Raw genomic sequence first — 13,759 nt, 5'->3', positions numbered from 1 at the left:
TATATTTAGAAAACTTAAAAAATTATTGAAGGTAACATCAAGGAGGATGTTCATCGCATGAAGTATGAAACAGTCGAATCTGATATAACGGTAATTGGGGGAGGTCTTGCTGGTGTTTGCGCAGCAGTATCAGCGGCTCGATTAGGTAAAACCGTTTCCCTTATCCAAAACAGGCCAGTACTTGGCGGAAATTCAAGTAGTGAAGTAAGAGTGTGGGTAAGCGGTGCTAACGCAGTAGGAACACAGAGATATGCCAGAGAAACAGGCATCATGGGTGAAATGCTGGTTGAAAATCAATATCGGAACCCTGAAGGAAACCCATATTACTGGGACCTGATCGTTTATGAAACCGTGTACAACGAACCAAATATTACACTTCACCTTAATACAGATGTTCATGAAGTAGAAGCCACTGGAGAAAATGACAATCGTGTCATCCAATCGGTCACAGGATGGATGATGGGTTCAGAGCGGAAGATTACCTACAAGAGCGAAGTATTTCTAGACTGTACAGGAGATGGATTAGTCGGTTTCCTCGCGGGTGCCGAATTTAAGTTAGGTAGGGAAGCAAGACATGAGTACGACGAAGAGTGGGCACCAGAAGAAGCTGACAACATCACACTTGGAAGTACCATCCTATTTTATACAAAGGATATCGGAACACCAGTCAAATATGTCGCACCAGCATTTGCAAGAGACATTACCCAAACTCTCATTCCAGAAAAAAGAATCATTCGAACTGGGGACTCTGGCTGCTATTATTGGTGGATTGAATGGGGCGGCGAAATGGATACCGTTCATCAAAACGAAGCAATACGAGATGAATTGTGGGCAGCCATTTACGGAATCTGGGACTACATTAAAAATTCAGGAAAATTCGATGCTGACAACCTAGTTCTTGAGTGGGTAGGCTCTGTACCAGGTAAAAGAGAGTACCGCCGATTTGTAGGCGATTATATGCTAAATCAACATGATATTATTAGTCAGAGACCATTTGATGACCGGATTGCTTTTGGTGGATGGTCAATCGATCTACATCCCCCGAAGGGCATGTATACTGGAGAAAATGCATCCAAGCACCTTTTCCCTGATGGTCTATATCACATTCCATTCCGCTCTTTATACTCGCGCAACGTTTCGAACATGTTTATGGCGGGTCGTAACATAAGTGCAACTCATGTAGCCTTCGGAACTACACGAGTGATGGCAACTTGTGCGGTTATGGGTGAAGCTGCCGGAGTAGGCGCCGCTCTATGTGTGGAGAAACAACTGACGCCACGTGAACTGTATGAAAATGATTTCAAAAGTGTACAGCAAACGTTACTCAAACAAGATGCTTCAATTATTGGAGCTAGAAACGAAGATGTAAGCGATCAAGCTAAACTTGCAAAGATAAGCGCATCAAGCTCATATCAAAAGATCGCCATTAACACACCAGCTGAACTGTACTCTTTAAAAAATGATGTGGGTATCTTGTTTCCAGTTGATCAGAAGCTCACTTCAATTGAACTTTTAGTCGATGCTACTATAGAAACAGAAGCGATTATAGAAGTTTGGGATACAGGTAGAGGTGAAAATTACATTCCTCGTACATTGCAAAATGAGAGAAAAGTAACCATTCCAAAAGGTGAGAAGCAGTGGATCAAAGTTACCATTCCTTGGACACCAAACGGAGAACAAAATGCTTTTATCGTGATTAAGGAAAATGAACAGCTAGCTTTATGGAAGTCAAAACAGCCACTATCCGGGGTGCTAACTTTTGAAAAAGGAGATATTCCTATCGTTGACCCTAACTTGTCCCAACAACCCGAGCAGTTAGTCGTTCAGTGGTCAATGAAAAATCTTACACGACAGCCGTTTTGTTTTAAAGTAAATGATCCAATCGGAACTTACTTACCTGATAAGGTCATTAATGGTTATCACCGTCCATTTGGATCTCCACATATGTGGATGTCTGAACCAAATGGTCAGGAAGAGTGGATCGAGTTAACCTGGGACAAGCCGATTCAAATGGATGAAATCCACTTAACCTTTAATGATGATGTGAACGAATACTTAATTAACCTTCACTTTTTGAAAACAGAATTCGATATTATGCCAGAGCTAGTTGCCAACTATCGGATTGAAATGAGTTTAGAAGGTCAGTGGCAAACGTTAGATTCAATCAAATCTAACCGAAAAAGAAAGCGCGTCCATCATTTTGAAACTTTTACCACTGATAAAATACGTGTGGTTATCGAGGAAACCAATGGATCAAAGCACGCTGAACTGATCGAAGTGAGAGTCTACTAGTATCTAAATTAATAAACTCTCACAGGTGTACAGATATGCTATTGTAATAATATCTCAAAAAAAATCGAATTTTCAGGTAAGAAGTCTGTCACCAAAGAACAGTCTAGGAGGGAATTCATGAATGCAAAAACAGCTGTAGAGTCAGAGAGGTCACTTTATACGAAATCGGAAACAAAGAAGAAAACGCTGATGACAAACTTATGGAAGTACAAAAGCTTCTACATTATGCTTGCACCAGGATTAATTTGGTTTTTCATCTATAAGTATCTACCAATGTATGGTGTTATTATTGCGTTTAAAGATTACAACGTGATGGAAGGCATCACGGGAAGTAACTGGGCCGACCCCTGGTATAAGTATTTTCAAATTTTCTTTGATTCCCCTTATTTCTACCAGCTATTATCCAACACATTGATCATTAGTTTATACAAAATTCTTTTTGGAATGGTTCCGAGTATTGTACTCGCTATTTTTCTAAATGAATGTAAAACAATGTGGTTTAAAAGATGGATACAAACGCTAAGCTACATGCCACACTTTCTTTCTTGGGTTATCATTTATGGAATTTGTATCGCTTTTTTGTCAGAAAGCACAGGGCTATTTAATCGTTGGTTAACAGAAGGAGGAGCATCCAGCATTCCTTTCTTAACATCAACAGACTGGTTCCGTTCGATATTAGTAGGATCTGAAGCATGGCAGAGTCTTGGATGGGGAGCCATTATTTATTTAGCAGCGATAGCCGGAATTAATCCTTCTCTCTATGAAGCTGCAAAAGTAGATGGGGCGAATCGTTTTCATATGATTTGGCACATTACACTACCAGGAATACGTAACGTTATCATCCTTTTGTTTATTTTAAAACTAGGACACATGCTTGATGCTGGTTTTGAACAGGTTTACATCATGTATAACGTCCAAGTGTATGAAGTGGCGGATATTATTGATACGTGGGTTTTCCGAACAGGACTTGAACAGATGAACTTCAGCCTTGCTGCATCAGTAGGATTATTTAAGTCAGCAATCGGCCTTATTCTTGTCATCGGAGCGAACCAAATTGCGAAGAAATGGGGGGAAAACATATGGTGAAAAATAAAGGAGACCGCGCCTTTGATCTACTTGTAACGATCTCTCTCATTCTAGTTGGTGTATTATCCGTTTTCCCTTTGCTTTTCGTCGTTGCAGTATCTCTAACCCCGATCGAAGAAGTATTGAAAAATGGTGGATTTGTACTGATTCCTGAAGCGATTAACTTTGATGCATATACTCACCTTTTATCACAACCCAAAATTCCAAAATCGTTTATGGTCACCATATTTATTACAGTTGTTGGAACGATCATTAACTTGATTCTTACTACATTAATGGCGTATCCATTAAGTCGCAAAAACTTACCTGGTCGCAACATCTTCATTTTCCTCGTCGTCTTTACACTCTTATTTAACGGCGGAATCGTACCAACATACTTAATTGTAAAAGCAACTGGTTTACTTAATTCCGTGTGGGCAATGATTATTCCGAATGCAATTTGGAGCTTTAATGTTCTGATCATGAAAAGCTTCTTTGAAAACTTACCAGAAGATATTTTCGAAGCAGCTCGAATTGATGGTGCAGGCGAATTTAGAATTCTCGGGCAAATTGTACTCGCTCTTTCGAAACCCGTTATGATTACAATTGGCTTATTCTATGTCGTTGGTCACTGGAACGAATTTTTCCAGGCCGTTATGTACATTACAGACCCTGCCCTAAATCCTCTCCAGGTTGTGGTTCGAGATATTCTTGTACAAAATCAAGACCAAATCGAGAACGTGGATGCAGTTATACCGACAGCTACCATTCAAATGGCAGCCGTTATTATTGCAAGCTTACCAATCATTGTGATTTATCCATTTGTTCAGAAACATTTAACAAAAGGGATGCTACTAGGTTCGATCAAAGGATAGAAAACGATCATGTCGGAAGCAGAACATAGCATGAATGCCATACTCGTAGGGGAGAAACAATGAAACAAGTAAGAATTGGATTAATCGGTATTGGATTAAGAAGTTCTATTGCAAAATATTGGCATCAGCCGGATGGAGAATCTGTTGTTGTAGCAGCAGCAGATCTATCCATCTCTAGATTAAAAGCCTTTCAAGAAGACATAAACAAAGAAACATTTATTACGACAAATTATAAGGAACTGTTGGAACGACAAGACGTGGATGCCGTTGTTATTACAACACCTGATCACTTACATGAGGAACATGCCATTGCAGCATTTAGAGCAGGAAAACACGTGTATTGCGAGAAACCATTAGCTATTTCAGTGGATGGGTGTGATCGTATTCTCGATGAGTGGGAGAAGTCAGAAAAGCATCTTATGATCGGGTTTAATATGAGGTACATGAATATGTTTCGAACGATGAAGGGAATTGTGGACTCTGGTGTAATAGGTGACATTAAAGCCGTTTGGGTTCGTCATTTTGTAGGGTTAGGTGGAGAGTATTACTACCATGACTGGCACGCTAACTCTTCAAATACGAATTCTCTTTTACTCCAAAAGGGTTCTCATGATTTAGATATTATTCACTGGATAACAGGAAGTTACACCAAAAAAGTCTCAGCATTTGGTAGCCTTGATTTCTTCGGAGGAGAAAAAGATAACAATCTTACATGCCCCACTTGTGATCAAAAACATGACTGCACAGAATTTAGCACTACTCCATTGAATCAATGCGCTTTTCGCAATGAAGTGGATGTAGAAGACAATAACATGGTCATTATGGAATTAGAAGGTGGCATTAAAGCTTCTTATTTACAGTGTCATTTCACCCCAGATTATCAACGCAACTATACGTTTATTGGCACAAAAGGAAGAATTGAAAACTCCGAACCGGATGGAAAAGTATATGTAAAGACGAGAAAATCTAACACCTGGCACGAATATGCTGATCAAACGTACGACATAAAGACGGCAGAGGGAAGTCATGGTGGAGCCGATCCAGTCATATGCCAGGATTTTGTAAATCTTGTTCTTCATAATAAACAACCGCTCACAACTCCTTATGCTGGAAGAATGAGTGTCGCAGTTGGTTGTGCGGCGTCAGAATCCATTCGGGCTGGTGGAAAAGTGGTACAGGTCACTCAGCGAGTTGGTTCTGAAAAGGCACAAAGTACAGGTATTACTTAACTAAACATCACGAGAAAAAGAAGGATAAAGAGGTGTATCTGAATGGTTGAATTAAATGGCTTATGGGGCAAATTTTATCGCATTACAGAATGGGTCGCTCGTCTTGTATACGTTCAATGTCTATGGCTCGTATTCTCGATTGTTGGGCTTTTGGTCGCAGGAATTTTCCCTGCAACAATGGGCATGTTTGCAGTCGTACGCCGCTGGCAACTCGGAGAGACAGATGTTCCTGTTTTCCCTGAGTTTTGGACTACCTATAAACAAGAATTTATAAAGGCCAATCTTGTTGGCTGGTTGACGACGATCGTGGGAGGGTTATTGCTCTTTAATTTAACCCTATTCAGAGGCTATGAAGGAGTATTTTTCCTCATATGCTACCTCTTTACCTTAACAATAATATTTCTGTATAGCTTAACTGCGCTTTTTGTTGCTCCTGTTTTTGTTCAATATAAATTATCAGCCCTTAAAGTTATCAAATACGCGGCCATCATTGCATTATCTTATCCGTTACATGCTTTGATGATGGGGGCAATCATGATTGCCTTCTATTATGTTCTTTTATTAGTTCCAGGGTTATTACCGATTTTCAGCTTTAGCTGGCTTGCCTTTCTACTCATGTGGGTAGCCAATCTTGTTTTTCGTAGAATGGATCAAAAAGAAGTTCAAAAATAACATTACTGGGAGATGAAAATATGGAAATCAGACATGCAACAAACCCGACAGAAGCCAAACACTATACAACAGATCAATTAAGAGAACGGTACATGATGGAGAGGGTTTTTACTGAAGGGGAAATTAATATGCTTTATGCTCATGATGATCGCATGGTCATCGGTGGCGCTATCCCAACAAGTCAGGAAGGACTTTCACTATCCGCAACAGAGACATTAAAAACATCTTATTTTCTAGAACGCCGAGAAGTTGGAATCATAAACATCGGTGGGCATGGAACTGTTCAGGTTGATCAAGAAACGTTTGAACTCGATAAGCGTGATTGTCTTTACATAGGAAAAGGCAAGGAAAACGTTACGTTTTACCCTGGTAACGCCGAGAATGCAGCAAAATTTTATTTTGTCTCTACACTAGCTCACAAAGAATATCCTACTCAGAAATTAGCGATCGAAGACGCGGAGCCTAACCACCTCGGTTCTATTAAAGAGTCAAATGAACGAACGATTTACAAATACGTTCACGCAGAAGGAATTCAAAGCTGCCAACTCATGCTAGGGATGACAATGCTAGAGCCTCATAATATGTGGAACACGATGCCAGCTCACATTCATGATCGCCGAAGTGAAATCTATTTGTATTTTGATATGCCTGAAGAAGGACGTGTTTTTCATTTCATGGGAGAGCCAGACGAAACAAGACATTTGCTCGTTTCTAATGAACAAGCAGTCATTTCCCCATCATGGTCCATCCATAGCGGTGCTGGAACTTCAAACTATACGTTTATTTGGGCTATGGCTGGAGAGAACTACACGTTTACGGATATGGACTTTATTGATATGAAAGACTTAAAATAGGAGGCTAATGATGGGATACTTAGATCGGTTTTCATTAGAAGGGAAAACGGCACTCGTCACAGGAGCAGCTGGAGGAATTGGTCAAGCAATCGCCGTGGCTTATTCGAAAGCAGGGGCAAAGCTCATACTACTTGGTCATCGAAATAACTTAGATGAAACAACGCAACTGATTGAGGAAGGAGGTGGGAATGCTCATCAAGTAATTATTGATTTAGAGGATGTTGAATCACTTCCAGCACATTGTGAAGATCTATTAAATCAATTCCAAATCGATATCTTGGTTAATAACGCTGGGATCATTAGACGAGAAGAGGCTTCTAATTATTCAATAGACAACTGGAATGCTGTGATGAACACGAACGTCAATGCCTTATTCCTTCTTACTCAACATCTTGCTCGTCCGATGCTTGAACGAAAGGAAGGGAAAATCATTAATATTGCGTCTTTACTATCATATCAAGGAGGTGTGTATGTACCAGCATACACAGCAAGCAAACACGCTGTTAACGGTTTAGTAAAAGCGTTTTCGAATGAATGGGCAAAGGATGGAATTCAGGTGAATGGCCTTGCGCCAGGCTACATTGCCACAAATAATACAAAAGCCATTCGAGAAGATGAGAAACGCAACCAATCTATCTTAGAGCGCATCCCTGCTGGAAGATGGGGAGAAGCGGAGGACTTAACAGGCGCAGCCATTTTCCTAGCTTCTGAGGCTTCTAATTACATGAACGGACATACGTTAATTGTTGATGGCGGTTGGATGGCTCGGTAGTAAGTTGCTCGAAACGGAAGGGGGTGAAAAGTTACAGCGCATCTTACTCAGAGGAGGAAAAGTTTACACTCCTAATCCAAATCGTCAAGAAAATACTATTCTCATTGAAAATGATAAAATCACCGGTATCGGTTCAGATATTTCAAGAGATTTACCGGTTGATCAAGTGATAAATCTCCCTTCCCAATACGCTATTTCTACCAGGTATAATCGATGTCCACATTCATGGTGCAGCAGGTTCAGACGTCATGGATAGTACCCCTGAAGCCTTAACAACGATTGCCAAAACTCTTCCCTTAGAGGGTACGACTAGCTTTCTAGCTACAACAATGACGAACCCCTCTTCAAATATTGAACATGCATTAAGAAATGCTGCTATTTATCATCAAAAAAATAACCATCCTGGCCAGGCTGAAATGATTGGGATTCACCTAGAAGGCCCATTTATTAAACAAAACCGTGCAGGTGCTCAACCTACTTCCTCCATTATTAGACCAGATGTTTCAACATTCAAACACTATCAATCTCTCGCAAATGATTTAATAAAGCTTGTCACACTTGCTCCTGAACTTGATGATCAAACAGAATTAACGAGGTATTTATATGAAAACGGGATGATCGCTTCAGTTGGTCATTCCGAAGCTAATTTTGTACAACTATCTCACGCTGTTAACTCAGGTATTCGTCAAGCAACACACCTTTTTAATGGAATGAACGGTCTTCATCACCGGGCTCCAGGTTCGGCTGGTGACATTCTATTGAATCAAAACATCTTAGCTGAAATCATCGTAGATGGGATTCATGTTTCTAAAGAAATGGTTGATTTAACTTATCGGCTTAAGGGAGCATAAGGACTTCTTATAATAACAGACGCGATGAGGGCTAAATGCTTAAACGAGGGCATTTATGATTTAGGTGGTCAGGAAGTGGAAGTAAAAGATCATAAAGCCATACTAAAGAGCTTCGGTAGTTTAGCTGGAAGCATACTAAAAATGAACGAAGCTGCCCGAAACATGCTGGAATTTACTCATTGTTCCATGTATGACCTTATGAAGATGACATCTGAAAACGCAGTGAAAGAATTAGGTATCTGGGAGAGAAAAGAAAGTATAGAAATGAATAAAGATGCAGACTTACTCGTAGTTGATGAACATATGAATGTGCAATAAACGATATGTAGAGGACAACTAGCAAATCGATCACTTCAAGAGAGCAAATAGCATAAGTTGATCCGTCAACCAATCCACTAATTGGGAGGATATTATGCAGAAACCGTTTGGATACTCTTTACTAGCCGTCTTGACCTTAGTTATCTCCTTACTTGTTTCAACATCGCTTCATGCAGAAGAAAACAACATGATTCGTAATGGTAGCTTTGAAGATTCGAATGGTTCATTGAACAAATGGGGAGTATGGAAAGCCTCTGGAAACCCAACGATTGAAGCTATTACTGACTCGTCGATTGATGGAAGTCACGCACTATCTATTCAAAGCCCTGATGAAAATGCTCGCGCCTCGGTGTATCAAGATATTCTTGTGGAGCCAGGGGGAAGTTATCAAATTTCTGAGTGGATTAAACTTAACAATGTTCAATCCTCTTCAAAGGGAGCCTATATAAGAGTATCCTTCTATAAAGCGGATGGGCAAAGAAGTAAAGAATTCACGCTGTTTGAAGGGAAGGGAACAACAGATTGGGAGCAAGCCTCCCTGACGCTTGATATCCCTTCAACCATCACAAAAATACGCATCGAGAATTTTCTTGAAAACGGGACAGGGCAAATATTGATCGATGACGTTCAAGTTGTACCAACTACTAATATAATTCCGACAAAGCTAGAATTGAATACTTCTTATAAAGCAATGGAAATTGATGAAACATTCCAAGCTGAAGCAACTGTATTACCTGAGAACGCTACAAATAAGGAAGTCACATGGACTAGTTCTGACAACACTGTTGCAGAAGTTAATCAAACAGGACTAGTTAAAGGATTAAACAATGGTTTCGCAACGATTACAGCCACAACAGCATCTGGCTCGTTAACCGCCGCACTTACAGTAGAGATCGGTCAGGCTAATTATGTTCTTAATGGAGCATTTGAGGATGGTGACCCTGGCTCCGTCCCTCCGAAGTGGAGTACCTGGAAGCCGAAGGGAAATGGAGAAATTAAGCTTGTTACAAATCAGGTGAAGGAAGGAACACAATCTGCTTATCTACACAATACAAATCCTGATGATAGAACGTCACTCGTTCAAAGAGTTCCCATACAAGCGGAAACAACCTATGCACTATCTTATTGGATGAAGACGGAAGATATTAATGAAGGTACAGGGTCTATGGCCGTACGCATTCAATTCAAAAATGAAACATGGCAAAATACGTCAGGTATGATTTTAGTTGGAGCAATGGAAGGATCAAATGAATGGACAAAAATAACTAAACTCCTGAACGTCCCGAAAAACACGGTTACATTATCCATCGAACCAATGATGGATAGTCGAAATGGGAAAGCGTGGATTGATGATATGCAATTAGTAAAAGTGAACTATGATGAGCCACCTGAAATCAGTGCGTTTCAAGCAACGACAATCACAACAGGAGCTGTCAAGTTAAAATGGGATGTCCCTCCCGGATATAATGACCTTTTAACATATAACATTTATCGAAGCACAGAAGTTGAGTTTCCACTTAATGAGGAACATCTATTAAATAAGAGTGAAACAAACGAATGGATCGACTCGAGAACTTCCTTAGGTGCTACCTATTTTTATAAGATAGAAGCAATAATGAAAGCTACAAAAGAAAGTAGTCAATCCAATACTGCATCAGTTGAAATCACAAACGTCGAACCACCATTTAAGCCAGAGGAATTTAGCGTCCTTACTCATATAGAAAATGGCGCTGTAGGAACATGGGGATTATCTCCGGAATCGCGCCTTGAGTTCATCAGAATTTATTCTTCTCCAAATAAAATTGAAAATTTAAACGAGGCCACTCTTGTAACCGAAGATCAAGCTCAGCATCCTTCACTTTGGATGGATGAAGACATTACTGATGAGTATTTCGCTATGACTGTCGTTGATGCGGAAGGAAATGAGAGCGATTTCATAACTGCTAAACAAAAAGATATTCTCCCTAAAGTCCAAGATGAACCAATAAGTCTTGATCATCCTTATTTGTATTTTAGTGAAAATGACATAGACGAACTAAAAGCTAAAATAGAAACAGAAGCATATGCAGAAGATGCATTTAAAGACTTACAGAAAAACGCAGATGAAGCAGTCCAACGAACCACAGGGGAATTTTCACTTCCGGCTACTAAGAATAACCTTCACTTGCATTTAGGAGAAATCGCAAGAGATGCCGGACTCGTTTATTGGATAACAGAGGATGATAAATACAAAGAAGCTGCCATTACGATAATGAAAGAATACGCAGATCATTACCCCGATTATCCCCTGACAGGAAGTTATGATGGGAGACTTACAGCACAAACTCTTGAAGAATCGGAATGGTTGATCAATATAGCTTGGGTATACGATATGATGCATCCTTTTCTAAATGATAATGAGAGATATAAAGTAGAAGAGAATGTATTGAAAAACGCAATAGAAGTAATTGATCGCTACCAACGAGGTCTCTCCAATTGGCAGGTCTGGCATAATGCTGCGATAGGAAATGCCGCACTCGTTTTGAAAGATATGTCACGTCTTGATCAAGTTATCAATGATCAAAAGCATGGGGCAATAAAGCAGCTTTCGGAAGGAATCCGCCAAGATGGGCTATGGTGGGAAGGTCCAAGTACGTATCATGAATATGCCATTAAACCCCTTATGTATCTTTCTGTTCCACTCTATCAATCGAATCAAGACTTATTTCATGTGAAAAATGGTGAACAATATGCTATTAAAGAAATGCTCGATTCATTAATGAATTATACGTTTGGAAATATGGCTCGCCCTGCAATCGGGAACGCTGCATATAAAACCTTACAATCTAAAATGATTTACGAAATCGGCTTCCATTACTATCAAGACCCAAAATACGCCTGGCTGATTAAACAATCCGTTGGAGAAAATCGTGAAGGTTCACTCACAGAACCTTGGGCGATATTATTTGCAGATAAAGATCTTTCTTCTGCTGATTTTTCTATTGGTACAAATGACTTTGCTCCAGAAGGGGAAAATAAGAACGGGAGCACCTTTTATCGAGATTCCGGTTTAACGATTATCCGCAATCATAAACCGGCTGAGGAAGCGATGAATGTTAGTCTTTTTTATAGTCCTCCCGGAACTCCAAATGGACATCTTCATGCAGATAAATTAGGCATTATGATGTATGCTGATTCGAAAATGTGGCTGAAAGATGCTGGTTCCCTTGGGTATGACAATCCTATGCATGTGAGCTGGGCGAAACAAACGCTAGCCCATAATACACTCGTTGTTGATCAAACGAGCCAGTATCCGCAGGGGGACTCAACATATTTATGGCAAGCTGATGAACCAGGAAACCCTTCTTCTGGTTACTTAGAACATGACTTCATTGGTCCAGTTGTGAAGCAAACCCGTGCAATAACTGAGGCAGTTTATGAAGGGGTTGCCATGGAACGCACCACTACGATGTTAGATGAGTATGTGCTAGATTGGTTTCATGCTGAAAGTGAAGACAATCATACGTACGATCTCCCTTTCCATATAGATGGAGACTTAAAGGATATCACTGTTGACGATCGAAGTAATGTCGATCAACTTCGAGATAAAGGCGGCTATCAACATTTGAATAGTTTGAAGAAGGGGATATCAGACGAGCTATGGGAAGCAACCTATCAAAAAGACGATCAGTTTTTTACCCTTACGATGCTAGGTGAAGAACAAACATCTATCTATACCGGAAATGTCTTCACTGAAATGTTGATGCCACGTAGATCGGCAAGAAAAACTGATTTTGTTTCTGTCATTCAACCTTATGAAGAAGAAAATGAAAAAGTAAATGTCATGGAAGTCCCTGTAGTGAGCGATCAATTTGCTAAAGGTGTTACTGTTTCTAGTTTGGATTTTGAAGATGCCATTATCATTGGAAACAAATTAGAACAAAAGAAAATGAACGAAATGGAATCCGACGGTGCTTTCGCTATGACAAGACATTCATTAAATGATCATAAACTAATAGGACTTTCACTTCAGGAAGGAACTTATCTTAGTTTGGATGAAACCAATCTAACACTAGATCAAGAGGGAAGTATCGAACTTAGTAAGATAGAAGAAAACTTTCGAATCGACTATCAAGGTTCTGAGAATGTGATCACTCTTTCAGGTGATTTGATAAAGCCACAGACAAAAGTATGGATGTATGATGAAGAAAAAGAGAAAATGAAAAAGTTGAAAATGAATCAGAAAAACCAACTTACTATACCCGTTAAGAATAATGATCAATTTATTTTGACAGATGGCGGGAATCCGAAAGAAGTAGCACAGCTTTATTCACATGTAGAACCTATCTTTAAAGAGCAGCAAACAGAACCAGAAGTCACTGGAGAAGTTTCCATAACCTCTGCAGAAGAAGGAGTTATTGTAGAGGGCGAAGATTTTGTTGATCAGGGGGGTGGAGAAGTCGTCATCACTCCAAAAGCCGGAGCATCAGAAGGAGTAGCTCTGAAAAACTGGGATCATGAGAACCACTGGTTGAAATGGAAAATAACGGTTCCTGAGGGCGGAACTTACAAGGCGGTTGTACGCTATTCCACTGATATGCCGAATGCTTATCGAGAATTCAAAGTAGACGACGGTCCAATGAATAGCTTTCATTTTCCGTCCACATATGGATGGGAGAATTGGGAAGATGTACGACTGGATGCTTTAGATAACCATCCGCTTCTGTTTGAACTTGAGGCAGGTGAACATGTCATTTATATGAACAACTTACTTTCCCCTTTAAATATTGACTATATTAAATTAGTAAAGAAAAACAGCTAGAATTTCATCATTATCACAAAGCAAGCGTGG

The 13,759-nt window shown here is 39.9% G+C and carries 10 protein-coding genes; all 10 read left to right on the top strand.

Annotation, left to right across the window (positions count from 1 at the left end; all coding sequences use genetic code 11):
• The first annotated feature begins 57 nt into the window (after positions 1-57).
• The 10 genes from ABVF21_RS00675 to ABVF21_RS00630 all read left to right on the top strand — a co-directional run bounded on the left by ABVF21_RS00675 (position 58) and on the right by ABVF21_RS00630 (position 13,729).
• A complete protein-coding gene (locus ABVF21_RS00675; RefSeq protein ID WP_371017257.1) occupies positions 58-2,292 on the top strand; it encodes an FAD-dependent oxidoreductase in 2,235 nt (744 codons plus the stop codon).
• A 189-nt stretch (positions 2,293-2,481) separates the two neighbouring features.
• Positions 2,482-3,378, top strand: coding sequence for an ABC transporter permease (locus ABVF21_RS00670; protein WP_236690353.1), 897 nt, complete (start codon positions 2,482-2,484; stop codon positions 3,376-3,378).
• Positions 3,372-4,232, top strand: coding sequence for a carbohydrate ABC transporter permease (locus tag ABVF21_RS00665; RefSeq protein WP_048309424.1), 861 nt, complete (start codon positions 3,372-3,374; stop codon positions 4,230-4,232). Before ABVF21_RS00670 ends, ABVF21_RS00665 begins: the two co-directional genes overlap by 7 nt.
• A gap of 59 nt (positions 4,233-4,291) precedes the next feature.
• Complete coding sequence (locus tag ABVF21_RS00660) at positions 4,292-5,461, top strand: Gfo/Idh/MocA family protein (protein ID WP_303533309.1); 1,170 nt, start codon at positions 4,292-4,294, stop codon at positions 5,459-5,461.
• A 42-nt stretch (positions 5,462-5,503) separates the two neighbouring features.
• Positions 5,504-6,133, top strand: coding sequence for a YesL family protein (locus tag ABVF21_RS00655; RefSeq protein ID WP_226613263.1), 630 nt, complete (start codon positions 5,504-5,506; stop codon positions 6,131-6,133).
• A 20-nt stretch (positions 6,134-6,153) separates the two neighbouring features.
• Complete coding sequence (gene kduI / locus ABVF21_RS00650; protein WP_303533312.1) at positions 6,154-6,987, top strand: 5-dehydro-4-deoxy-D-glucuronate isomerase; 834 nt, start codon at positions 6,154-6,156, stop codon at positions 6,985-6,987.
• A 10-nt stretch (positions 6,988-6,997) separates the two neighbouring features.
• Entirely contained in the window at positions 6,998-7,759 is a 762-nt protein-coding gene (gene kduD / locus ABVF21_RS00645; protein ID WP_303533314.1) for a 2-dehydro-3-deoxy-D-gluconate 5-dehydrogenase KduD, read from the top strand.
• 248 nt (positions 7,760-8,007) lie between these two features.
• Positions 8,008-8,610: a hypothetical protein gene (locus ABVF21_RS00640; RefSeq protein ID WP_371017256.1), complete on the top strand. Its 603-nt coding sequence runs from the start codon at positions 8,008-8,010 to the stop codon at positions 8,608-8,610.
• A 75-nt stretch (positions 8,611-8,685) separates the two neighbouring features.
• Complete coding sequence (locus ABVF21_RS00635) at positions 8,686-8,928, top strand: amidohydrolase family protein (RefSeq protein ID WP_303533321.1); 243 nt, start codon at positions 8,686-8,688, stop codon at positions 8,926-8,928.
• Between the two features lie 94 nt (positions 8,929-9,022).
• The gene (locus tag ABVF21_RS00630; RefSeq protein ID WP_371017255.1) at positions 9,023-13,729 is read left to right on the top strand and encodes a carbohydrate binding domain-containing protein; all 4,707 of its coding nucleotides are present in this window, start codon (positions 9,023-9,025) and stop codon (positions 13,727-13,729) included.
• The last annotated feature ends 30 nt before the right edge of the window (positions 13,730-13,759 follow it).

The organism is Pseudalkalibacillus sp. JSM 102089 (assembly GCF_041366475.1).
GTDB lineage: Bacteria > Bacillota > Bacilli > Bacillales > Guptibacillaceae > Guptibacillus > Guptibacillus hwajinpoensis_B.
Note: the sequence above shows the minus strand (reverse complement) of the source record. Positions and strands in the feature narration are given on the sequence as shown.